This is a genomic window from Fictibacillus solisalsi, assembly GCF_900103485.1.
In the GTDB taxonomy this organism is placed as follows: domain Bacteria; phylum Bacillota; class Bacilli; order Bacillales; family Fictibacillaceae; genus Fictibacillus_C; species Fictibacillus_C solisalsi.
Window position 1 is genome coordinate 3,153,758 of sequence record NZ_FNHW01000001.1, and the last position, 24,646, is coordinate 3,178,403.

General features: G+C 44.3%; 16 protein-coding genes. 2 read left to right on the forward strand and 14 right to left on the reverse strand.

Going from position 1 to position 24,646, the window contains the following annotated elements; genetic code table 11:
• Positions 1-216: 216 nt before the first annotated feature.
• Positions 217-795 (forward strand): hypothetical protein, encoded by a 579-nt coding sequence (locus BLT53_RS15930; protein WP_090236941.1) that lies wholly within the window; start codon positions 217-219, stop codon positions 793-795.
• Positions 796-1,031: 236 nt separating this feature from the next.
• Positions 1,032-1,280 (forward strand): hypothetical protein, encoded by a 249-nt coding sequence (locus tag BLT53_RS15935; protein ID WP_244520434.1) that lies wholly within the window; start codon positions 1,032-1,034, stop codon positions 1,278-1,280.
• A gap of 101 nt (positions 1,281-1,381) precedes the next feature.
• On the opposite strand, the gene catA is transcribed toward BLT53_RS15935, so the two are convergent.
• From catA to BLT53_RS16005, 14 genes are all read right to left on the reverse strand, one after another.
• Entirely contained in the window at positions 1,382-2,035 is a 654-nt protein-coding gene (gene catA / locus BLT53_RS15940; protein ID WP_090236187.1) for a type A chloramphenicol O-acetyltransferase, read from the reverse strand.
• Positions 2,036-2,183: 148 nt separating this feature from the next.
• Positions 2,184-3,095, reverse strand: a complete 912-nt coding sequence (locus BLT53_RS15945) for an ROK family protein (protein ID WP_090236189.1) — start codon at positions 3,093-3,095, stop codon at positions 2,184-2,186.
• Positions 3,096-3,139: 44 nt separating this feature from the next.
• The gene (locus BLT53_RS15950; RefSeq protein WP_090236190.1) at positions 3,140-4,552 is read right to left on the reverse strand and encodes a glycoside hydrolase family 1 protein; all 1,413 of its coding nucleotides are present in this window, start codon (positions 4,550-4,552) and stop codon (positions 3,140-3,142) included.
• 18 nt (positions 4,553-4,570) lie between these two features.
• Positions 4,571-6,076: a response regulator transcription factor gene (locus tag BLT53_RS15955; protein ID WP_090236192.1), complete on the reverse strand. Its 1,506-nt coding sequence runs from the start codon at positions 6,074-6,076 to the stop codon at positions 4,571-4,573.
• A complete protein-coding gene (locus BLT53_RS15960; RefSeq protein WP_170834373.1) occupies positions 6,069-7,868 on the reverse strand; it encodes a sensor histidine kinase in 1,800 nt (599 codons plus the stop codon). Before BLT53_RS15960 ends, BLT53_RS15955 begins: the two co-directional genes overlap by 8 nt.
• A 67-nt stretch (positions 7,869-7,935) precedes the next feature.
• Entirely contained in the window at positions 7,936-9,390 is a 1,455-nt protein-coding gene (locus BLT53_RS15965; protein WP_090236195.1) for an ABC transporter substrate-binding protein, read from the reverse strand.
• A 21-nt stretch (positions 9,391-9,411) separates the two neighbouring features.
• Positions 9,412-10,344 (reverse strand): carbohydrate ABC transporter permease, encoded by a 933-nt coding sequence (locus BLT53_RS15970; protein WP_425284710.1) that lies wholly within the window; start codon positions 10,342-10,344, stop codon positions 9,412-9,414.
• A gap of 92 nt (positions 10,345-10,436) precedes the next feature.
• Entirely contained in the window at positions 10,437-11,366 is a 930-nt protein-coding gene (locus BLT53_RS15975; RefSeq protein ID WP_090236198.1) for an ABC transporter permease, read from the reverse strand.
• A gap of 249 nt (positions 11,367-11,615) precedes the next feature.
• Positions 11,616-14,726 carry an alpha-mannosidase gene (locus tag BLT53_RS15980; RefSeq protein WP_090236200.1) on the reverse strand — a complete coding sequence of 1,037 codons (3,111 nt, stop codon included), beginning with the start codon at positions 14,724-14,726 and terminating at the stop codon, positions 11,616-11,618.
• A gap of 17 nt (positions 14,727-14,743) precedes the next feature.
• The gene (locus BLT53_RS15985) at positions 14,744-16,627 is read right to left on the reverse strand and encodes a beta-N-acetylhexosaminidase (RefSeq protein WP_090236944.1); all 1,884 of its coding nucleotides are present in this window, start codon (positions 16,625-16,627) and stop codon (positions 14,744-14,746) included.
• 32 nt (positions 16,628-16,659) lie between these two features.
• Complete coding sequence (locus tag BLT53_RS15990) at positions 16,660-17,289, reverse strand: YesL family protein (RefSeq protein WP_090236201.1); 630 nt, start codon at positions 17,287-17,289, stop codon at positions 16,660-16,662.
• Positions 17,290-17,314: 25 nt separating this feature from the next.
• Positions 17,315-18,643, reverse strand: a complete 1,329-nt coding sequence (locus BLT53_RS15995) for a glycoside hydrolase family 125 protein (protein WP_090236203.1) — start codon at positions 18,641-18,643, stop codon at positions 17,315-17,317.
• A gap of 10 nt (positions 18,644-18,653) precedes the next feature.
• A complete protein-coding gene (locus BLT53_RS16000) occupies positions 18,654-21,359 on the reverse strand; it encodes an alpha-mannosidase (RefSeq protein WP_090236208.1) in 2,706 nt (901 codons plus the stop codon).
• 259 nt (positions 21,360-21,618) lie between these two features.
• Complete coding sequence (locus tag BLT53_RS16005) at positions 21,619-24,612, reverse strand: endo-beta-N-acetylglucosaminidase (protein ID WP_090236210.1); 2,994 nt, start codon at positions 24,610-24,612, stop codon at positions 21,619-21,621.
• Positions 24,613-24,646: the final 34 nt, after the last annotated feature.

Here is a 24,646-nt window from a genome sequence, read left to right on the forward strand (position 1 = left end):
TGTACACCTCCCCTCGCCCGTTTTTAAGGTTTTTTTCTCTGTAAACGTTTTCTCTCTCATTATAAAATCGCTTCTCTGGTTCGTCTAATCCATATCTTGCCAAGGACCTTTTTCCTCATGGTCATTTCGAAGGCAACATATGATGGTAACAAAAAAGGAAAAACCTCACAGAAACTGAATATCTTTAAAATGAAGTTGAAACGGGGGCTTTTGAAGATGAGGAAAAAATGGCTATTTACTGTACTTTGTTTAGGGATCATTGTGGTGATTTATCTCTTTGTATCATGGCCATTGAGCCCGGACAGCCCCGCTCCCCCTGACATTCCTGCCACATCCCTCGAAGAGCAGGTCTGCCAAAGAGTTGCGGCACAGGATGGTGACTGCAAAGGAATTCGTTTGTTTGATGCTGATTCCCACCTGGTTTTTGCGGAGAGCAGTGCAGGAATTACTCCTGCGCTGACTAACAATGAGTTTACTGAAATTAAGAAGTTCATTTACCCTATGCTGAATTACCAGGAATTTAACGAGGAGCGTGGCGACAGAGGTCCAATCATCTGGCAGGCGAAAAATAAGGTCCAAAAGAAGTTGTCCGTCATATATGGATTTGCTGGAAATGAGGCAAAGACCATCGTTATTACCAGTGAAGGCAATGTACAGCCAAACCGCTTCTTCGTCCGGGATAACCTGTGGGTGTGGTATGTAACCTTCCAGAAAGATAGCGTCAAGTTGCCGGTGAAGGTGACCGTATATGATGCAAAAGGAAACATTATTTCCAAAGGGGATGAAGAGGAATAATACTTGTTGGAATACAGTTTAAACAATCGTTTAAAAGCAGTGCGATTTTCTTACCAGAAATCGCACTGCTTTTTTAGTATTACTTATTCTTCTGCAATTGAATGTGCTATTGGAGCAATCGTAAGATGGGTACACGGAAATTTGTTAAATAATTAACATTTGTATGAGATTAATTACACGCCAAGTGGAATATTTTGTTACAATCTCATTGTGAATTTGGTTAGGGGGGAAATTGATTGAATAAATATGGATGGCTTTCTATTTTCATGGTGATCATTAGCATTATTGTTTTTTTCGTTATGAGGGGGCCAAACGCCAGCATGTCTGCTGGAATAATTATTTTTACCACACTATCTGTTGCTGGAATTGCTTTCGCCATATTATCCAAACGGTGGGAGAGTATTACGCTTGGGATTTTATTGAATATAGGTGTGCTGGTTTTTGCGTTCTTCTTATTACTAGCGGTTGGAATGGGAGAAGCATAGAAGAGACAACAGGAGTTGCTTAAATGAGAATACTTGAGATAAGTTAAACGATTGTTTAAGAAAAAGGCCCTTTAACTTCCAGGGCCTTTTTTCTAGTTTCCTTAATTTAAATACATCCATTCCTCGCAATGATCAGCCAGCTGCTGAACCTCATTAATAAACAAACTTGCATGATAGCCGTCGCATACCGCATGATGCATTTGTACGGCTAATGGAAAAAGTGTTTTACCGTCCTGGTTAAAATACTTTCCACCTGTCATGATGGGCAATAAATAGTTGTTATCCTCATTTATATTAAGGTTGAATCCTGTGAAACTGACCCAAGGTACCATGGAGATCGGAAAGGTGTTTTGAGGTTCATTGCTCTTCGTGAAAAACCCCAAAACATCAGAATATCGCTTCAGATCTCCATTGTAGTTGTTGTAAAACTCATGATAATCATGGGAAAACTCCGTCCATATGCTGGAGAACGTCTTGGTTTCGTTGTGAAAGATCGTATAGCTCGGCAGCATGACTTCCCAATAGCCTAATACCCCGTCTTTAAAGCCCGTTCGAAATTCGATATGCGCATTCACAACCTTACTGACCATGTAAATAAAAGCAGGATAAAACTTCATTTTCTTGGCCTGAAGCCTTTCTGTCAACTTCGTAATCTCAATGTTCGCCGTTACGCTATAGCTGCACTTTTGGCTAAAATAATGCTCAAAATAGGGAGCCCGGTCCCAATTTTCCCGATCAATCCTATGAAATGTCATTTGATTCGCCTCCTAAAATGTCGTTTTGCAATTTTAGGAGGCAAATTTATCTGCTTTGACCATTTCTCTCACCTCTATTATCTATGTTCAACATGAATTTCAGGATACCTTTTTTCCACTATGTCGGTAGGATTGCACCATACATTTCCTACTTCCTCCACTCTGTTCGCAAGTAATGAAACAAGGCTCCTATTAAGTTTGCATCGTTATCGAATTGGCATGCTTCCACCTCTATTTGGAGAGTCGAGGTATTATCCTTTAGTAAAGCCAATTCCTGGTTAATTCCTTCGATGACCTCACGGCGCTTGCTTATCCCGCCGCCAATGAGGATTTTTTGAGGATCCAACGCATACTTCAGATTATAGATGCCAATGGCGAGCTTTTTATAGAATTGGCTAATCATTTCTTGGGCGATGGGATCACCAGCCTTAGCCATACGGAATACTTCTTCTCCGTCCAATGAACCTATTTCTAACGATTTTTTCCGCTCAACCGCTCTAACCAGGGCATTTGTCGAGGTGGATAAGCTCCATGTTGACTGAAGTGGATCCTTTCCCTCTATATTCTCCCCGCCCATAATCATGTACCCGAACTCTCCGCCATGGAGTGATGCCCCGCGCAATATGGAACGGTTCAAGACAATGCTGCCGCCAATTCCAGTCCCAATCACAATGCATATGTAGTAATCCGCATCTTTCGCTGCCCCTCTCCAGCCTTCTGCTAAAGCCGCACAATTGGCATCGTTTTCAACGGAAACCGGCAGGCCGCTCATCTTCTTAAGATGGTCCGTCAAGGATTCTTCATTAATATAAGGAATAGCACTGGCGCCGCCAATGACTCCGGTCTTGATATCAACAGCTCCGGGGGAACTTAAGGCAATACCCTGAAGTTTATAGGTTTCGCTGTACTCTTCTACAATGGTGCATAGCCTTTTTAAAAAAGTCTCCAGCCCTTCCTTGGGAGTCGGAAATTTCCCGTTCGCCAGCTTGTTCGCCTCTTCATCCATAACCGCATATTTAATTGATGTCCCGCCAAAGTCAAACACCATATACGTTTTCATCAAAATCCCCTGCTCTAAACGATTTATTCTGATCAGGCATATTGTTAAAACCCATTATTCTCACTCAGTTGTTTATACCATCTTCCTGATTTCTTAATGGTTCGCTTCAAATGATTGTCCAAGTCTACTTCGACTAGTCCATAACGGTTCTTATAGGCATTTGTCCATGACCAGTTATCCATAAAAGTCCAGAGATGGTATCCCAGGCAATTCGCCCCTTCCAGAAGGCCCTTATGCACCCACTTAAGATGGTTTTGGATAAACTCAATCCGGTAATGATCTTCGATGTATCCTTCGGCATTGCGGAATTTTGCTTCTCCCTCTACGCCCATTCCATTTTCAGAGATAAAGAACGGAAGGTTTCCATAATTGTCTCGGAGGTCAATCATAATGTCGAAGATGACTTCCTCACAGATTTCCCAGCCGCGGTGCGGATTGATTTTTCGGCCCGGCATGATATACGGATCAAAAAGATGCTCCGGCATAAAGGCGGCGCCTTCCGGTAAGATTTCTTCCTTTTTCTTCACACGGCGCGGCTGATAGTAGTTGACACCTAAAAGATCAATCGGATTTTCACGGATAGTCTCTAAATCTCCCGGTTCAACTACGGGAAGGAGCTCTCTATCTCTTAAAATCTCAATCAACTCTTCCGGATATCGGCCTTTTGTAACCGGATCAAGAAAACTGCGGTTAAAGAAGAGGTCGGCGACCCGGGCAGCCTGCACATCCTCTGGATCCTGGCTTCTTGGATAGGATGGCGTCAAATTCAAAATAATGCCGATTTTACCGTCAATTCTTAAATTTTTAAAAACCTCCACCGCTTTTGCATGAGCCACAATCGTATGATGTGCCACCTGTGCTGCCCGCTTGAAATCTACTATTTTAGGATAATGAAGTTGATATAAATACCCTGCTTCGACCGGTACAATTGGCTCATTAAAGGTGAACCAATAGTTCACGCGATCCCCAAACAGTTGAAAACAAGTCTTGGCAAAATCCACATAGGCATCTACAACATCCCGGCATTCCCAGCCGCCTTTTTCCTGCATGGCCATTGGCATATCGAAATGATAGAGATTGATAAAGGGTTCAATATTATTGGCAATCAGTTCATTGATTACTCGATTGTAAAAATTCACTGCCTCCGGATTGACTTCTCCTGCACCGTCCGGGATCAGCCGTGACCATTGTATCGATGTACGGAAGGAGTTATGGCCAGTCTCCTTCATTAATTGAATATCCTGCTTATATCGATGATAAAAATCAGAGGTATTTTCCGGTCCTATCCCCTTATGAAAACAATCCGGCTCAATCGTGTACCAATAATCCCAGATGCTTGGTTTCCTTCCTTCTCTATCTGCGGCGCCTTCGGTTTGCGGGCCCGATGCGGCACTGCCCCACCAAAAATGTTTTGGAAATTGATAGTTATGTCTAGTTTCCTGAGAAAATTTTTCCATCCTTCATCACCGTTTCCCTTAGATTTTCCGCCATTCATTAGGTGTCGTCCCGACGGTTTTCTTAAACTGCTTATAGAAGTAAGTCGTATCCGAATAGCCTACCTTTTTGCCAATTTCCCCAGCGCGGTAATGCGTGGTTTTTAGCAATTCCTTGGCCTTTTCCAATCGATAGCGGTTAAGATACTCAGAAAACACGACCCCTAATTCCTTTTGAAACAGCTGACCCAAATAAATAACGTTCACATGGAACTGCTGACCCAGTGTTTTTAACGATATCCCCTGGTTATAGTGGGCATGGATATAATCCAGCACGTTCTGGACAATCGGACTTCGCTTATTCGCCTGCTGATGGATGGACAGCAGCAATTCCCGGCAGTACTCCTTCAGGATCTCTTTCAGCTGGTTGATGTCGTGACTATATGCCATTCTTTCTACATAGGCTGTATAATAGGAAAGATCATCCGGCTGGAGCGAATAATGGATATAGGTAATGAAGTCAAACGTATATCTCCTGGCCACCTGCGGTGCGATATATTTGGAATGCTTCATTAAATCCTCGAAAAATAAATTGATCACTTCCAAGGAATCTTTGTCCCCCTTCAGCAGCTTCTTGACGATATTCTCCTTCCTTTCATACTGCTTTTTCAATTCCTCCTGCTTATCCACCACGAATCTTTCGAAGATAAGGACATTGGGACGGGAATATAATTGAAACAAACTTAACTCTCTCGCTGCCATAAAACTCTCTTCAAATTGGTCTACTGCCGCGACAGGCTTTCCCATAGATATGTAAAATAAACCGGCATTGCTTTCTCCTCCATTCAGATAGTCAGCCAGAGTTTGGTTGTATTCAAATAAGTCATTTTTCGTTTTTCCGCCAAAAATAACCAATAACTCCTGATTCGGACTGTTAAAACAAACGGCCGGATAATGGCCCTCAATATATTCAACAATGTCCTTTCCAATTTGCGTATTCTGGAAGTTTTCGAAGTTTAAAATAGAAACATTAAATAATGGCTGATCAAACTTGATGTTGTAAAAGCATAATCTTTCTAAGCAATCGTTTTTGTCAATTTCCCCATTCAAAAACCGCCAAAGCGTATTATCCTTCAAGGTGGAAGGGGCCTGTGTTTGGGTGCCATCTGTCATTGCATTCAGTTTTTTGGCTGCATTCTGTACCGTTGTGATTAATTCTTTTTCATCCACGGGTTTAACTAAATAATTTTCAATGCCTAATAGTAGCCCTTGTTTTATAAACTCGAACTCCTGGTATCCTGTTAATACAATACTCATTATTTTAGGATGGATTTTCTTCACTTCTTCAATTAAAGTTAAACCAGTCATTTCCCCCATTAAGATATCAGTAATCAGCAGGTCTATAGGGTTTTCCTTTAGGAAATCTATTGCCTCTTCTCCGCTTTCCGCTGTAGAAACGACCTCAAAACCATAGTCCTCCCAGTCCAGCAATGCCTGAAGCCCCATCGTAATCAGTGGTTCATCATCAACAAGAAGGACCTTATACATGACTATTTCCTTTTAAAGGAATCAATAGTGTCACGATTGTCCCTTTGTCTTTTGTACTTTGCACTGAAAGCCAGGAGGATGGTCCATATTTCAGTTTTAATCGTTGGTGGATATTTCTTAATCCAATGGATCTCATTTCTTCACCCTCTTCACCGTTGATATACTGGAGAATCTTCGCAAGTTCTTCTTCTGTCATTCCTTTCCCATTATCCTTCACGCAAATTTCTATTTTATCTCCATGGTGAGCGGCATAAATTGACAACTCATTATCAGAGCGTCCCTTTTTAAACCCATGAACAAAATAGTTTTCAATAATGGGCTGTAAAATCAGCTTCTGTACCAGTGTATTTTCCACATCATCAGGAATGTCCAGGTGAACTCGCAATTTATTTGGGTATTTATATTGCATTAAAATTAAGTATTGATTTACATACTCCATTTCAGTGTATAAAGGTACCGTATCTTTCGCTTCTAACGTGTAGCGAAATAGTTTGGATAGATGAAAAATCATTTCACCTGAAGTCTTTGATCCTTCCATAACAGCAACCATTCGTATCGCTTCAAGAGTATTAAATAAAAAATGGGGATCTATTTGCGCTTGTAGTGCTCTTAACTCCGCTTGCTGCTGCTGTAAATTTAACAGGTAAAACTCCTCAATATAGTTATTCAATTCATCTAACATGGAATTAATATTTACCGCAATCTTTGATAATTCATCTTCCCGTTTGGATAGTGGGATTCTCGCATTCAGGTTTCCCTTTTCCACCTGCCGGATAATCGTGATGATCTGATTGATTCTCCGCGAATAGTTGTGCGTAAAGGAATACGTAATCAAAATCGAGATGGTCAGAAAAATGATGATTACGACCCACATGCTCCATCTGACTATGGAAAGCTTCTGCCAACCCCTGTCTGGAATTACACTAATGTAGGTATAATCTCCCTTATTGGCAATCGTATTAATATAAAAGTGGCTATGATTCCACTTGATTTTCGTTTCATTTGTTTCCGGCTTAATTTTGTTGATCATATCTAATGGAACATGAGCCTTATTGACCGAATAAATAATGGAACCATCCGCATCCATTAAGAAAAAAGAGGTTGGCGTCCCATCATGCTTTTGAACAATTTTGTCCAGGCGGTTCGTTGAATAAAAAATTGAGATTTCGCCCATCTTTTTTAAGGTCCCCGGATTATTAATGACAATTTTCTTTATAATCGTATCTTTATAATTTTGATTCTTTTCCTGGTTCTTACTTTGGATCCTTGGTAATTCTTCTGAAGGTAATGAGCCCGAATCAACCGGTTTCTCCAAGATGCTTTGATCCCATCGTAAACGATTGTATATTAACTTATATTCGATCATTGGTTTTTCTGTCGAACGTAAACGAATCGCATTGATATCGTCATCCTGGCCAAAATAGGCATTAAAATAGGTATTGATATTATTTGGGATGACCGAGTGACTCTCCGAGAATTTATCCAGACGGTATTCCAGATATTTCTCGTATCCGTTATGAAGCGCAAAGGTAACATCCTCCAGCACCTCGCCTTTCGTATAAAGGTCCCGCTTCGTCCGTTCAATATCCGCTTCTTTCGTGGAAAAGTAGTCCTCTACCCTCTCCAATGTCCTTGTATTAATATTGACTTCCTTTTGGATCAGTACATCGGAGTAGTAATTAGTGATGGTAACAATTAAGAAAATGACTGTTACAATAATGGTCAATGAGGAAATGAAGAATATTCGATTAAAAATGTCCTGTGTAAACCGTCTTCTTGGTCTCTTTTTCATCTGGATTTCCTCGTTCATGTGAAATAAAATCAAGCTGGAATGTTACACCCAGCTTGACTTTTTACTATTATTTTTGTGTGCTTTTCCATTTATCGAATTGCTTTTGTATTTCTTTCAACACTTTGTCGGCGCCAGCGTCTTTTAGCTTCTTATTCAATTTTGGCAAATATACCTCAGGGTCAACAGATCCTGTTGCTAAAGCAGGATAGAATTCTTTTGAAATATTCGTTATCGCTGCAAGCTCAGATCTGACGGGATCGCTGTTAAAGTGGAATCCAAGGGTTGGTGCCGCTGTAGCAGATTCATTGAAATCCTTGAATTTTTCCCACTTATCTTTTGGATCATTTTTGTATAGATACAAAATAAAATGGTTTCCTAAAGAATAGGTTGGCATATTATAATTGTCGATACGTGCCGGTAAATCTTCAATTTTTCCAGCTTTGTCCTTTTTGTAATGCACTCCTTCAATACCCTTATCAACCAGGTTGCGAAGGTATGGATCAGTATTAAGCAAAGTCAGGAATTCCATCGTTTTTTTAGGATTCTTTGAAGTGGCAGAAATGGCCTGAATAGACCCTGATACAGAATCATTAATGGTTACCGGCTTTTCAACAGGTACGGAAACAACATCATATTTAGCTGAACGAGACCATAGTAAGTCTGCATATGGCTGGGAATCACCCATACGGACAAACCAATTTTCTACGTCCATTGGCCAGCTTTCTTTGCTTGTCGCAGCATCTTCCTTAAGATATCCAGCCTTATAATACGAATGCATGGTTTTATATGTTGACATGGCCAGATCAGATTCAAACTGGTTAACGACATGGTCCCTGTCTCCATTAAATGCAACAGCAAATGGCATTTCATTATTAAAGATATAGTCATATGGCAGATAAGCCTTGAATGTTGCAAGTGGTGTAATCTTTGGTTCTTTCTCTTTAATGACTTTTAACATAGGCTCAAGATCTTCCAGGCTCTTCACTTTTGAAAGATCAAAGTGGTATTTGTCTACCAGGCGTTTATTAAAGGTATAAACGGACTGTCTTGCAGCTTCTTTATTTGTAGGAACACCATATACTTTCCCATTGACCTTAATGCCTTCCAACAGCGCCGGGTCAATCACGTTCTTCAGATCTTTGCCTTCCTTATTTAACATATCGTCAATAGGAAGGAAAGCGCCCTTTTGAGCGTTTTGAACATAATCAGTGCCATTTGTAAAAATTATATCAAATGGTTCACCGGAGTTAATCATAACTTGTGATTTTTGCGCCCAATCACCCCAGTCAATCTGGGTCATTTTGACTGTTGCATTGATTTTTTTCTTAACATACTTATTCACTTCAGCAAAAACTTTATCTGTATCTTTTTGCGGTGTTCCAATGGTGTACCATTTAATCTCGTATGGCTGCCCATTTTTGCCATCCTTTTCCGCTGAGGAACTATCTTTACTGCTGCAGGCAGAAAGGATGGTTCCGATTGAAAGGACTAATGCAAGTAAAACAACTAACTTTTTCTTCATCCAACTCTCCTCTTTCTGTTGTTATTCTTTAACGCCGCCAATAGTCAATCCGCTGATAAAATACTTTTGGAAGAACGGGTACGAAACAGCTATTGGTAAAGTGGCGATTACAACCATAGCCATTTTGGCTGACTCTTGTGGAATCGTGCTGAATATGCTTAGCTGCATGTTCGCAACATCCATATTTTGCCGTATAAATTCAAGGTTCGCTTCTATTTTCATTAACAAAGCTTGAAGCGGTACTAGATCTGGATTATTAATATAAAGCAACGCGGTAAACCAATCGTTCCAATAGCCCAGTGTACTAAACAAGGCGATTGTGGCAATTCCCGGCAACGAAAGCGGGAAAATAATTTGGAAGAAAATCCGCAATTCACTTGCTCCGTCAATCCTTGCTGATTCTAAAATGGATTCAGAAACAGACTTTAGGAAGAATGTTCTCATAATGATGATATAAAAGGCGTTCATGGAAAGCGGTAAGATCAAGGCCCAAATTGTATCTTTCAAATGCAGAAACTGGGTGACAACGATATATGTAGGAACCAGCCCGCCACTGAAAAGCAGGGTAAAGAATGCCAGGAATGTAAAGAATCTGCGATATTTGAATTGAGGCCTTGAAATCGCATACGCATAAAAGGTAATCATAAACACACTAATTACTGTGCCGACGATGGTGACAAAAATGGTCACACCGTAGGAACGGAAAAGCTGCTCTTTCATACTCCAGAGATAATGGTATGCATCCATACTCCAATTTTTTGGTATTATTTGGAACCCGTTCCTGACAATACTTTCTTCACTGGTAAAGGAAATGATAATGACGTAGATGAAAGGAAAAATACACGCAAACGCCAGAATCCCCAATAAAATAGTAATGATTGTATTAACGGCCGGACTCAAAGCCCGAGGGTCACGGTGCTTTTTCCTGCCTTTTTTCACCTTACTCCCTTTCATTACTTTTACCGTACTAGATAAATCAACTCCCAGCTGATTTTGTCCTAATTCAGGCATTTTGATAACGACCTCCCTCCGTAAGAAAATGATGATTAAAACAAGGCGCTTTCTTCATCAACTTTTCTAACAATGTAGTTGGTAATGAGTACAAGGATGAATCCTACAAATGACTGATAAAGGCCCGCCGCTGTGCTCATCCCGATATCTCCGAGATTCATCAGGCCGCGATACACGAATGTATCAATAACGTTTGTAACCGAATACAATGCACCCGAATCCCTTGGCACTTGATAAAATAAGCCGAAATCGGAGTTGAAAATCCGGCCGATATTCATGATAGTCAAAATGATCATGAGCGGCTTGAGCATGGGTAAGGTCACGTGCTTAATCTGTTTCCATTTTGTCGCACCATCGATCATGGCTGCTTCGTAATAGGTCCGGTCAATTGCCACGATCGAAGCCAGATAAACGATACTTCCGTACCCAACACCTTTCCATAGACTCATAAATACTAGAATGAAGGGCCAATATTTGGATTCGCTGTACCACGAAACAGCATCGATATGGAACCAGCCGAGGACATGGTTCAGCAGCCCGTGTTCCGTGCTTAAGAATGTGAAGACAAAATAGCTTCCAATAACCCAAGAGATAAAATGTGGAAAGAGAATAGAAGTTTGATATACCTTGGATAACCTCTTATTCATCAGCTCACTAAGCAGGATTGCGGTTCCTACCGCTGCCAACAGCCCTACTACAATAAAGATAATATTGTATACCAGGGTATTCCTCGTAATGACCCACGCATCATCCGTACTAAACAGATATTTAAAGTTACTCCAGCCGACCCATTCACTGTTCATGACACTGGCAAAAAAGCCGTCAGGATCAATCCGGAATTTCTTAAACGCCAAGACCTGTCCGAACATTGGCAAATAAGAGAATATTAATAACCAAATAGTTCCTGGCAATACCATGAGGAGCCAGACGCGATTTTTATAGATATCACGTGCAAATTTCTTCATGTTTTTCCTCCCCCCGCGTTATGTAAGCACTTCCATAACTATATTTTATAGGGAGAATAGGCCGATTTATAGTTGACTAATTTGGGATTCACTGCAAAAATCTTAGAAATTGACAGAACTCCACTTCTTTTTCCAGATACAAATGTAACCGGATTCATTTGATGGAAGAAATGTACGCCTATCACTTTGATGCAGCTGCTTTGAAGGCAAGGTTAAACGACCGGCAGGAATATCCACCGGTCGTTTTTCTTATACCATTATTCTAATCGTTTTAATTTCATAAGGCTTTATTTCTAACTCAATCGGCACGTCAGATTCCGCTCCAATCGGTTCTTCCATCAAATTGGTTTCCACCCATGATGTGATTGCCTTTCGGATATTCAAAGAAACAGGGCCTCTGCGTCCCTCATATTCATGGAATCGGACAATGATGCCGTTTCCATCGTATGCCGGCTTAATCGCATCAAACCAAATATGGTTTGAATCCGTGTCGAGGAAGGATTCCTTCATCTTCCATTCTCCTTCCACCACAAGATTCGGTTCATTCAAATCCCAGGCTTTTTCCACCGTTTTCGCTGTCCGCCAATTGCCTGTATGCGGATAAAGCGAATACGTAAAGGTATGCTGCCCCTGGTCTGCCTCAGGATCAGGATGGATTGCCGATTTCAATAAAGTTAAACGGATGACGTTTTCCTTAATGTCATAGCCATATTTCGAATCATTGAGCAAACTGACCCCGTAATCCGGTTCGGACAGGTCAGCCCACTGGTGGCCGACGGTTTCAAACTTCGCCATATCCCAGCTTGTATTCCAGTGTGTCGGGCGTTTCACATTCCCATATTGAATATCATACGTCGCATCAGTTGCGCGAATATCCACAGGGAAAGACGCCTTTAGTAATTTCCGTTTCTCATGCCAGTCCACATGGGTTTCAAAGTCAATCCGGCGGTCATTTTGATAAAAGATCATCCGCTGCGAAATCTCTGAATGATGATACGTCCACGAAGCATGAATACTTACGTAAAGCGGGCCATTTTCGACGACTTCGAATTTTGTGAGATTGCGGATTTCTTCCATCTTTTCCTGATAAAAAAGATCGATATCCCAAGCATCGTGGGCAAGTGGTTTGTCTTCAAAAATTTGCAGGACATTGCCGGTTCGGCAGTCTGCTAATACCTCACGCTGTGCTTCCTTGTCATAAATGCTTACCAGCTGGCCAAACTCATTCCACTCAACATGGTAAAACGGCGTTTCCAGCTTGCGGTCCTGATAGCTGAAATTTGCTGCTTTCGGTGCTGCTTCAGCCGGTTCGAAATACAAGGTGGCAGCACCAAAGGATGGAAGGCGGTTGACTTCTACAAGCCAGCCTTTTTCACATTTCTGGTGATTTAATACGTGTCCACTGCCATCTTTCCAAACTCCTGAGGAAAACTCGGCGAACTGCGGAAGAAACACATTTTTGCTTCCGGTAAGGTGCGTTGAATTAAAGACGATGACAGAATGGCCAGCTTTTTCGATTCCGATTTCAACCATCTTGGCTTCTTCCCGCTGAACGATTTCGGTCGCCTCGGCGTACTCTCCCTTTGCATCCTCATACACCTCATGAATCGAGGAACCAGGAATGATATCATGAAACTGGTTTCGCAGGATAATCTTCCAGCCGTTCTTCAGTTCTTCGGCACTCATCCAGTCTCCCTTATCAGACAGCCATGAGGAGAGAATTTCAGCCCGGCGATATAAAAGCTCAAGTCGGCGGTTTATTTTTTTCATAAACGCCTGGCTCGTATAGGTACCGCGATGGTATTCCAGGTAAAGCTCGCCATCCCATTTATGGATATACCCCGAAGACTTCTCGACATTTTCATGCAATCTATCAAAAAATTCGCCGGCTTTAGACGTTTTCACATTTGGCATGCCTGGCAGTTGATCGAACCTGCGGCGCATTTCAAGCATATGGCGGTTCACGCCGCCACCGCCATCCCCATAGCCGTAGGAAAGCAGGAGATCTTTGGATAAATCCTTATCGCGATAGCTGCTCCAGGCCCCTTTTACCGTCTTCGCTGTAATATAGCCATTATAGGTATAAAACCAGGAGTCCGGTCCGTTCCACGGTTCAGGGGTGGTGATAAAGTGTGTCAGAATCTCAGAGCCGTCAATCCCCTTCCAGTAAAATGTATCATGAGGCATCCGGTTATATTGGTTCCAGCTGATCTTTGTCGTCATCATCGTGTTGATGCCGGATTTTTTTAAAATCTGCGGCAATGCCCAGCTGTAGCCGAAAACATCCGGCAGCCAGAGATAGTGGCAGTCAGCACCGAACTCTTCCTTGTAAAAGTTCTTTCCGTGCAGGATTTGCCGAACCAGCGACTCGCCGCTGGGGATGTTGCAGTCTGCTTCCAGCCACATTGCGCCGCCTGCTTCCCACTGGCCCTCCGCGATTTTGGCTTTTATCTGTTCGTAAATATCCGGATAGTCTGACTTGATGTAATCATAAAGCTGCGGCTGTGTCTGCAGGAACAGATACTCCGGAAACTGCTTCATTAAATGCAGGACCGTCGAAAAGGAACGCGCCGACTTCTCCCTGGTATTCCTTAACCGCCATAGCCAGGCAACATCAATATGTGTATGGCCGACCGTATGGATCGTAATATCCGATGTCTTTTGGAAAGACAGCAGCGCTGCTGTCAGGCTTTCCTCCGCTTCATAACACGAATCATAAAATTCAGTGCTTCCCGGTTCCGTCCAATTCAACTTTTCCAAGGCATTTTCAACCATTTGCTTCAAAATGATATAGTTTGAATCCGCTTCTTGTGTTTCCTTCAGCACTTCGTAAGCAGCTAAAAGGGTATAGTAAAGATTATCAACCCGGGTATCAAGCCAGCCGATTTTCGCAGTCTGCAGTTTAAATTCATTTTCAACAGGTACCCCGCCGCCCTCAAGACCGGACCAAAGCCTGAAATCCAGCCGGATCGGCCCTTTTGCTGTCTTTTCATCAAAGAGGACCTCTTCATGGTTGGAATCGACGCCCTGGTATGGCTTGCCGTTGACAAACAATAAGGATTCAAAGCCGGAGTTATTGCCTCCTCCTGTCTTCCCGAATGAGAACAGTCCTATGACCTGCCGGCCGTCACTCGGCAAATGGGCAGCCACATCCGCACGAAGCCAGAGGTACCGGTCGCGCCCCTTCCAATAATCGCCGATTCTCATGGTGTTTTTTTCATCATAGTCAGCAGGAGGGAACGCACCAGCTTTCCCGTCATCATCATGTGTGAAAAATTGCTCTATTTCAATACAGTCCCGGTAGCGATACCCTTCTAATTCATGAATGCGCGCTTCAAACTTTCTTTCCGTTAAAAACATTTTCTCACCTCTGTATGTTAGAGAGAAAAACTGCCGGCAGTCACTATACGGTGATAGATATTGCCGCCAACTAACCCCTCCACGGTTTCCCATGGTCCATCATGGCGCAAGCGCTGTTCTTCCAACTCTTCAATTCTGGCAAGCCGCCCCTCTAGCCACTCATTGATCCGGTATTTTACGGAATCAATCCTGGTAATCACACCACCGTAACGAATATCGATGACTTCCCAGCCAAAAGGCTTATAGGCTGAAAACCAGATGTTCCGGTGCCTTTTCCGTAAATCGTCCACATTGGATTGAATCCAATCCAGCTTAGGCAAAATGGACCTGACTTCTTCGACATCGTTTTGGTCATATGCTTCCTTCAGCTGAAGGCCCAGCTCCGTCTTAACGCTTAGAACCCTGGCCATCTGCTCGTAAAAACCGAACAAATCCTCCCATTCCGGGTTGCGCAGCCTGGCCATTTCAAGCTCGGGAACTAGGTTTCTATAATGCTCGCCAAGTTCAAGGCCCCGGATATTTTCATCATATAATCCTATTAAAATATCTTGAAACAACGCCACTTTAGACGTCATAGAAGTGTTCATATTATCCTTCATGACCCCTGGTGTTTCATCCAAAAGCTTCAACATCATAAAGTCATCAAAGTGTCCCCCACAGCAAAAGGCAAAGCGTTCAGCTGTTTGTTCAGGCATTACAACCGGGTGATACGTATGCTCGGCAAACAATTGCAGGATTGGGTAAGCCGCTGAAAAAGGCGTTTCAGCCCCATTATCGCCCCATAGCGTAACAAACACCTCTTTGATCCCTTCTTTTTTACAGGCAGCCATCGCAGCTTCAGTAGTGGCAATGGCTTTGCCGTAGTTCGGGACCATCCCGTTCCAGGTCCATGCCCCACCGGCGAAAATCGGCATCTTCCCAAGCTCTTTGTGATGCTGGAAGTCTTTCTCATACACTTCCTGCTCTTTGCGGTAATAATTCCAATACACAAGTTCGACATCTGCTGGAATGCCCGCAAGAATTTCTTCACGGATCTGGCCGGTTTCGTCCCGGAACGTACTGTCTTTTGGAAACAATGGGAAATACATGTCGCTCCAAATCATTGGTTTATAACCGTACTTTTCGGTGATTTCCACGACCTTTTGCAAGTGGCGGTTCATGATCTGGATATGGTTCCGGTATCCGTGTTTGACCAGATATTGCCCGAGTCCAAGCTGAAATGTCTCATCCATCCCGATATGAATCCGTTTTGTCCCGTACGCTTCGGATGCAGCCCTGATACAGTTTTCCAGGAATTCATACGTCTCAGGCTCATCCACCAGCAAGATGTCATCGGTATCCCTGATGCCTGACGCATAGTTCCACTTGAGTGCTTCCCTGAGGTGGCCTAACGTCTGAATACATGGGATCATTTCAATTCCGAGCTGGCGCGCGTAGCGGTCACATGTCCTCAGCTCCTCCGTCGTATAGCGGCCGCGCATATACCCGAAATAAGGATGCTCTTTTACCTCGTATGTGTCTTCGGTATACAGCATCAAACTGTCCAAACCAATGACAGCCATTTTTTCCAGCAGCTTTTTGATCTCCCCTACCGTCGGGACGGCGTTTCTTGACGCATCCAACATTACACCGCTCATGCTGAACTGCGGGGATTCTGTTACAGCAAATTCACTGTTTTTCCGATTATTCTCCACCCAGAGTCCTAAAGCCCGAAAGAAGTGTATCGGTTTTTCAAACGTTATTTCCCCTTGGCCATTCTGATTGGCAGCTTTTAAAGGACCTGGTTGATTTTTGACCTGAATCGGGTAACCCTCCAGGGAAAGTTCAATATTCAAATTACGAGCGATCAACTTAAGCCCTTCTTCGACTGAGGAAATGTCCCCTTTTACATGTAGTTTCATGATAATCCCCCTGTATTCCTTTTTGGCACCCATTACGGTTGCAGGGCTTGCCCTTTTCTTCCTTCTAAAGCGTCAAACCGGCTGAGGCAGACCCTCATTATCCAAAACGCCGGTGCGACAGCAGAAATAAACGGGATCAGGCCTGGATACTGATTGATCACATAGCCGATGAAAGTAAGGCCGATTACGATGATAATCGTCGCTGGCAGGCTGGTCATCGCAAACAGAAACGACTGTTTGATATATCCCTTATTCGACATTTCATAGTGGGCGTATATGGCAAAGAAGTAGCCGATCGCCGCAATTAACACCAAAACAAGAACATACAAGAGAATGGAGAGGAAACTAGCCAAAAGACCCGTCATGACCTGGCCGACAATTCGAATATCGACAAAAAGGAAAAGGCCAATTCCGTAAAAAAACAGGCCGATTCCATTGCTCCGCTTCCATTCTTTAAAATAGATTTGCCTGAACGCCTTCACGACAGGAAGATCAGTATCGTTCCTCATCCATTTCCGTACAACAGTGAATAGGGCCACAGACGCTGGAAAAAAGCCCAGAATCCCCAAGCCTATGGCCGTAAAGGCAAACCAGCACCAATTGGCCAGTATGGCTCTCCAAATCCATTCACAAACGACAATCATCCATGGCACTTTTTTCATTGCGTCATCCCCTCAACCTATTTTCTTACGCCTTGATGCCGTCTTTCATTAATTGCTGATGAAGCGGACTGCCTTTCACCGCTTTTCCGGCCAGGCTTAAGATGAATTCACTAAACATCGTGTTGGCCCAGGCAAACCAATCCCGGGTGAACTCTTCCGGACAATCAGCGTTAAAGCCTTCGTGCATATAGCCGGTTCCGCCATCCGTGTTTTTAAAATATCCCAAAATCCGCTGCTTTTCAGCTTCATTGGTTGTTGTCATCCCCTGGATGGCCAGAGCAATATGCCAAATGTAATGGTCGGGGGTATGCGGGCTTCCGATTCCATTTGCATACTTTCCTTCGTAATAATATGGATTATCCCTGCTCAACAAAAATTGCCGTGTATTGGCATAGGCTGGATCGTCAAAGGGCAGGTAGCCCAAATAAGGCGCAGCCATCAGGCTTGGCACATTGGCATCATCCATCAAATTAACCCGGCCCTCTCCGTCTGTTTCATACACGTACATATCGCCATATACGGGATGATTAAGCTTGGCATATGCTTCAATCCCTTGCTTGATTTCCTCTCGAAGCTTCAGGCATTCCTCTTGCAAGGCTGGCTTTTGCAGCACATCGCCGCTCATTTCCGCCGCATATCCCAATACAACCACCACAAACATATTCGCCGGCACAAGGTAGCCATAGGTACAGGCATCATCACTGGGACGAAAGGCGCTCCAGGTCATCCCGGTGGGGACGACACGTCCCCCTTTTCCATTCCGGATTAACGTGTCAGAATGGCGGACGTCAACCCGTTCGAACAGGTATGGTGAAAGATTTTCATGGTCTTGCTCCGTCCGCCACACCTGCAGGATGGTTTCAATGACCTCCTGGAACATTTCTTCAAGTATTGCAGTCCGCCCGGTCGACTTCCAGAATAAGTAGGCAAGCTGAACGGGATAGCATAAGGAGTCAATTTCATATTTTCGTTCCCAAATATGCGGTGTCATTGTTGTCAGGTCGGTTTGATGCCCATTTCCATTCGCACTTTCATTGAACGCATTCGCATACGGATCGTGGAGAATGAATGCAAACTGCTGGCGAATCACTCCCTCAAGCAAATCCGCCATTTCTTCGTCCTCTTCCGCGGCCAGTAAATATGGCCTTACCTGCGCGGCCGAATCCCGCAGCCACATGGCCGGTATATCACCGGTGATGACGAAAGTCTTGTTATCTTCCTTTTTCTGTAATGTTGTTGTATACGTGTTTACAAAACATTGCTCGAACATTTGCTGCAATTTTTCATCCTCGGGAAAGAATTCCTTCACATGATTGATGAGCTTTTGCATGGATTCGGGAATCGCAACTGTCATTTTCCTGCTCCTATCCTTTTTTATAAAAACCAAGTGTGATAATTTCGTATTTTCCTGCTTCATAGTGTTCTTTTTCCAGACCGGTCCGTTCTTCCAGAATTGTACTTTTATAGGATTGATAGTCCTCGATAGATGCGGTTAGGCTCACCGCTTCTTTGGCCGGATTGAACCAGCGGACCATTACATCCTTGCAGTCTTCAGCCACCTTCAGTGATGACCAGGCAAGCTTGTTTGCCTCGGTTTTGATGAATTGATGCGTTGTTGGCCAGGACCCTTTATGAATGCCTGGTTGAACCACAACGAGCGGTACTTTATATTGGTAAGCGTCAATATAGGCCTGTGACTGGACCACATCCTTTTCGTGCATCAAAACCTGCCACTCAGCTGTCTGAATCCCCAAGCATTGCGCTTCAGGCGTCGGAAAATAGCCCCAGTCGCCAAGTTCTGCTGTTGCGCGCAGCACGGTCACCGCAATCGTCCCGTCCTCTTTCAGGATTTCGTATTCCTGCAGGCCATCCGTCGCAACCGTTAAGCCCATATGCTCATCAGCCACACTGCTAAAGCGCTGCTGGTGATGGCAAAAGCTTGGATTTTCCCATTCCTGCTCCGGTGTATTCGGGCGGGTCACAATTTCAAAAATACTGTCGGCCTTATGGTTGTCTGTTTTCAGGCCGGTAGGGAACAGCACGCGCAAGCGGTGGTCTGTTGCCTGATTATCGATTGTCAGCTTGAAGGCCGGCCCCTTCATTCCCTTTGCCAGCGTGACAACAGTCCGCAGTGTGATTGACTTCATTTCTTTTGACCTGCCTGCTGTCCGCTCCTTATGCCAAATCAGTTGATTCCGTTCAACTTCCAGGCGGTCATCCGCGGAAGCAGGAATTTCCAGGGTGTGCGTATATTCAAGAACGGTCCTCAGCGGGCTTTTTTCCAGGTAATGAAATTCAGCTGCAGCACCTTTTGACGTAATCGCGGCCTGCCCTTTTGCTTCCTTGAACATATATTCATTCCCGACATCGCCAGTGTCCTCGTAAATGCCAAGATTGCGGAAGCACTTACCGGTATCCTTTTGCAACAAATCAAAACTGCCATCTTCATGGAACTGGACGTACACAAATTCATTTTCCATATCAAAGATGCTTGTTTCTGTTATCATTTGGGCCGGGTCTACCTGTTTAACCGAAGACTCTGCCGGCATCAGATAGAACGTTTTGTACCCAAAGGCCGGAATTTCTTCCGCAAAAAAAGACAGCTGCGCCCGCTTGGCGAAATAAGGCTGGCGGAATTTATCATCCGGCAAGTCATAGCCGAATTCGATCTTCGGTTCATCCAACTGGTATACCATTGTCCGGCCTTGATCATCGACCAGCTTATAACCCGGCGTTTCCCTTTCATGGAGATAATCCGGGATTTCTTCAAAATGCATTTTTGAGAAATACACTTTATCAAGGTCGACAGCTTCGGTGATTACATCATTTTTTTCCCATCCTGTTGTATTGATGACAACAATTGGAATGCCGCCTTCGGGTATTTCCGAAGTATCAATTCTGCGTGCAAGTTCAGCAGCCTGTTCCTTAACAAATACATCGCCCATTTGCGCAACCGTCTCAAAACGGGTGACCATTTCACGATGGACTTCATCAACACTGCAGCCGCAAATGCTGTCATGCGGATGGTTCTTCATCAGTGACTTCCACATGAAGCGGATGTATTCACGCGGATAGCTGCCTCCCGCCAGCAGGTTGAGGGACGCAAGCGGTTCGGCAACCTTTTCAAGCAGGGTTTGGCAATGGTTGTTCCATTGCTTCAGGTATATCCGGCTCGATGCTGTGTTAACAAGTGTGGACCAGCCGTCCGTCCGCTGGTTGCGGAGCTCACCCTCAATCACTTGCAGGTTGTCTGGCTGCGATTCTTTTAACACTTCTGTATATTCATTAAAACTGGAATGCTTGAACGTATAATCCGGGTACAGCACCGATGCCGTTTCAAGTGCCGCGGGAATTGCTTTCTGCAGGGGCTGATGGTCACAGCCATTCATGAACAGCAGCTGATTGGTTGAGGAGTATTTCTCCGCATCCTGCAGTTTTTTATCCCAGAACACTTTTGCCTCTTCCTCATCCACCGGGATCTCATTCCCGTTTGAATACCAGTTGGCAAAAAGGATACCCAGGACGCCGGAGCCGTCTGGCGATTTCCAAATCATTTCAGAATATGGCGATTCAAAGTTTGGTGTATCCGATACCGTATTATTGAAGCCGGTTGGTTTTACACCCCGTCCGAAGGCGGCCGTATCGATGCCCGCTTGTTTTAAAATTTGCGGCGCCTGGCCGTAAATGCCGAATGTATCAGGAAAATAGCCAATCTTAGCAGCCTGCCCGTAAGCTTTCGTATCATTTAAGCCAATCTGCAGGTTGCGGATATTCGCTTCCGAGCTGGTTAAAAAAGCATCCTGCAGCACATACCAAGGGCCGATTTGAAGTTTTTTCTCTTCAATTAATTGTTTAATGATCTCACGGTTTTCCGGATGAACGGCGAAATAATCCTCCAACAGCACAGTTTGCCCGTCCAGGTGAAAGGATTGGAACGCATTCCCCTCCTTCTTGAACTGTTCAATCAAATCATTCATCAGTTTGATAAAGTAAAAACGGTGTTGTTCAAAAGGCAGATACCACTCTCTGTCCCAGTGGGAATGGGAGATAATATGGGCCGTCTTTTGCATAAGACATTCCCTCCTATAATCATGTATCCAGCGGCGAGAAAACGCTCTCATTTTTATGTAATGTGCTTTCTTCATTACCTACATTAAAAAAACCTGCCCTATGTAGCAATAGAATGGCGGCAAGTTATAAAGTTATTACAGTGTATATAAAATTAGTCCAATGAAATGGGCGGCTGGGGTACTTTTGCCAAAAAGACAGGCCATTTAAAAGAGGCCAGCCCCATGCCGCCGAAAAGCTGCAGAGGGCTGCCCCTTAATCCTATGACTGTTTCTTCAATTCCTGCATACGCTCCATTGCTTTTGCTAAGCGATCATAGTTGGTCACTGTTTTCCTTAGTTTCGGATGTAACTTGTTGTATGCCACTTTGCAATCATTGACAATGTGCTTGTCAGCAAGCGTCAGGTCGTTAACATCCGGCAATTCGCTGATTTGCTGAATAACCCCGGTCACCTTCTCATGAAGGTAGGGCGCACTAAACCTTAGGCTTTCCCGCTCATCTTCGGTTTGGACAGTATAATAGATTCTCCCGGCATCAGCAGTACCAAAGTCCAAGTGATCAAATGTAATTGCTCCATCCTTTTCAGCCTTCTTCTCTGCAAGAGCCTCCTTCGCGCCCAAGGATTGATATAAGCGAACGGTCTGTCCTTCCTTCACTCTTTCAATGGTAACTTTATCGTTTGCCCCAGCATGGTTTTCTGCTGACACAAAATGCATCATCATATTTTCTGTACGCGTAAGGGCCGCGCTTTCGAACATCTGCCATTCATAGATACGGATAGCGCCCCACGGAGAAGTCCCGCTATTATAAATCTGCAGTTTGAATTCCCTTGCGGTCACCGGCTGATCGAGGACAATGTCCGTCACTGCTTTCGTATTATCGGTAACCCTTTTCGCACTGACCCACTCACCTTTTTTATTTTTGTAAAGCAGTTCAAAATCGACGGTATTCATGTTGATCGCTTCCCCGCCATATTCGGCATGTTCCACGCGCCAGCGGCGGATCGTTTTTTCCTCGCCGATATCAATAGTCATGTAACCGGTTTTGGCATTGACCGCGCACCATTTACTGTTGGCCATGGCCGTTCCGTCCAAAGCTTTGGCTGCCGGCTCTGCAGCATTTTCAGCCGATACACCTGTTACCTTCGCATGAAGGGCCACATTTGGAGATGTCGGATTGTTCTCTACCTCTGTAGCATCTGTTCCCATGCCCCAATCAAAGGCCAGTTCAGCCGCTTCTCCGCGCGCATAATCGCGATTTACCGGAACGACCTTCAGTGTGGTCATGTTATCAGCCGCTGCGTTTTCCACGGTCCTGGTAATATTCGGCGTATAGAAATAGTTGTTCGGTGTCACGCCCAAAAGCGTGTCCACACCGTCGGCATTCTTCTGGTAAACCTCATAATATAAGGCATTTTCGTTGTCAGCCCAGCTTAGGCGGGCCTCTGCCTCAAATGCATTCCGAAGCATCTTTTCCAAAATCTTCGTGTCTTTAGGTTTTGTTAAGATCGCTGCATTTTCATCGAAGACTGACAGCTGGCCTAAATAGATCGACTCGTTGTCCATTTCTGCCGCATTACTCACTTTTAAGCTTAACGCATAGGCCGTTTTTCCAGCATCCTTCCCAAGGTCAACAACCGCTGTCTGCCAGCCATCACCGGATTCAGGCAATGAATAATATTTCATCTTATCCTGTGTATAATCTTCACCGTATGCCACACCAAGCGACACATCCGCGCCAGTTGGATTTTGATAGACAACACGTACCTTTGTTGAATCCGTTATCGCCAATTTGGTGCTGTACAGCATGATATCATTGACAGAACCTGCTTTAGCGCCGCTAAATTTCAGTGAGTTGCCGCCGTTATAGGCTTTTTCAAAATCATATGAAACATTGATCCGGCTTCCTTCGTGGCGGATCCACCAACGCCAGGTCGGCATAAGGTCCTGGATGGAGCGATTGTTCCACTCCAGATTACTGGCAGCCTTCCCGTTTACAAAATATTGCTTCCCGTGTCCGCTATTAAAATTCGTTGTAAAAGGCATCTCCTCGATCACGGATGAATCCGTCACAAAGCGCGCCATTCCTTTCCAATCGGCGGAATCATCGGCAAGTGATGGATCTCCCTGAGGCCCTGTCCACAGGGTTTTCTCCTTCTCATGGAAATCGGCCGGGTCTTTCGCTAATCCCATCGTCGAGTTCGGTGTATAAAGTGCGATGGAAACCTTCGGCTGCTTGTTCCCGTCCAGAAGGGCATCCGTGTTAATTTTGGTATTATACGAATTTCCCTGCAGTTCGAAACCTGCATAGGCATCAAAAGGGTTCCGATTATGGCCCTTCATCGTCTCAACGGTTGTGTTGATTTTGCCCGTTGTCCAGTTATAGTTTAAAAAGAACTCATCAACGGCATAAACGCCATCTTCCGCTGGTTTTACATACATGTCGTTCTTGCTGTTGATCGAGTCCTGGTAGTTGATGGCCCCGCTATTATCCTGGGCATCGTACCAGCTCACATTCAGCTGGGAGTTCCGCTTAATATAGCGCATCATTTCATTCATGCGTTCAGCCGTCGCCTTTGAGACACCGTATGTTTCCTGGTTAAAGAAATAGCCATCAAATCCAAAGTATTCCGCTGCCTCAATCATCTTGTCCGCAACCGGGAAACTTCCGTCAGGCTCCTGCCTGGTAAATTTCTCGATTTCAGCAACCCCATCAGCTGACCTTCCCCATGGAAAACCAAGCGTGGCATAGACAGGCACGCCATTACGGTGAGCGGCATCAACGATATCCGGTGTTGGGATTGCAAAAATTCCTTCATTTGTCCCTGCCCAATAAATATAGGAATCTAGCAATTGCCAGTTGTCAAAAGCGTATACATTGAAATCATTGCTTCCGACAGAGCTTGCCTCATCGTGGTTCCAGTTGGTAATGGAAGCAGAAGTGATTCCTGCCTTTGGATTGGCCAGCGGGTTGACCTGGGCTCCTTTGAAGCGGTCTTTGTTCAGCGGTATGCTCGCGCGATTCAATTCAGCATCAGGATCATTTTCTGGCGACCACTTCAGCAATGTGTCCACTCTAAATGCCGGAGCCAGCGGTTTTAGGCTGAGGCGATCCGCATAATTTTCATTCACGACGTCTGTACCGTCGCCATTCACCTCTGCATGTGCTCCAGTGGCACCCACCGAACTTAACAACATGAAGGCGGCAGATACTGACAACATCCGGCGGTACAACTTATTCTGTATTCTCCCCACAACATTCTTCCTCCTTTTTAAAAATTAGCTCTTG

Bases quoted from the DNA above. Each gene is read 5' to 3' on its own strand.
- BLT53_RS15995 (WP_090236203.1), bottom strand. From the start codon at position 18,643: ATGACAGTTGCGATTCCCGAATCCATGCAAAAGCTCATCAATCATGTG.
- BLT53_RS15950 (WP_090236190.1), bottom strand. From the start codon at position 4,552: ATGGAAAAATTTTCTCAGGAAACTAGACATAACTATCAATTTCCAAAA.
- BLT53_RS15980 (WP_090236200.1), bottom strand. From the start codon at position 14,726: ATGTTTTTAACGGAAAGAAAGTTTGAAGCGCGCATTCATGAATTAGAA.
- BLT53_RS15990 (WP_090236201.1), bottom strand. From the start codon at position 17,289: ATGAAAAAAGTGCCATGGATGATTGTCGTTTGTGAATGGATTTGGAGA.
- BLT53_RS15945 (WP_090236189.1), bottom strand. From the start codon at position 3,095: ATGAAAACGTATATGGTGTTTGACTTTGGCGGGACATCAATTAAATAT.
- BLT53_RS16000 (WP_090236208.1), bottom strand. From the start codon at position 21,359: ATGCAAAAGACGGCCCATATTATCTCCCATTCCCACTGGGACAGAGAG.
- BLT53_RS15955 (WP_090236192.1), bottom strand. From the start codon at position 6,076: ATGTATAAGGTCCTTCTTGTTGATGATGAACCACTGATTACGATGGGG.
- BLT53_RS15970 (WP_425284710.1), bottom strand. From the start codon at position 10,344: ATGAAAGGGAGTAAGGTGAAAAAAGGCAGGAAAAAGCACCGTGACCCT.
- BLT53_RS15985 (WP_090236944.1), bottom strand. From the start codon at position 16,627: ATGAAACTACATGTAAAAGGGGACATTTCCTCAGTCGAAGAAGGGCTT.
- catA (WP_090236187.1), bottom strand. From the start codon at position 2,035: ATGACATTTCATAGGATTGATCGGGAAAATTGGGACCGGGCTCCCTAT.
- BLT53_RS15975 (WP_090236198.1), bottom strand. From the start codon at position 11,366: ATGAAGAAATTTGCACGTGATATCTATAAAAATCGCGTCTGGCTCCTC.
- BLT53_RS15965 (WP_090236195.1), bottom strand. From the start codon at position 9,390: ATGAAGAAAAAGTTAGTTGTTTTACTTGCATTAGTCCTTTCAATCGGA.
- BLT53_RS15960 (WP_170834373.1), bottom strand. From the start codon at position 7,868: ATGAAAAAGAGACCAAGAAGACGGTTTACACAGGACATTTTTAATCGA.
- BLT53_RS15930 (WP_090236941.1), top strand. From the start codon at position 217: ATGAGGAAAAAATGGCTATTTACTGTACTTTGTTTAGGGATCATTGTG.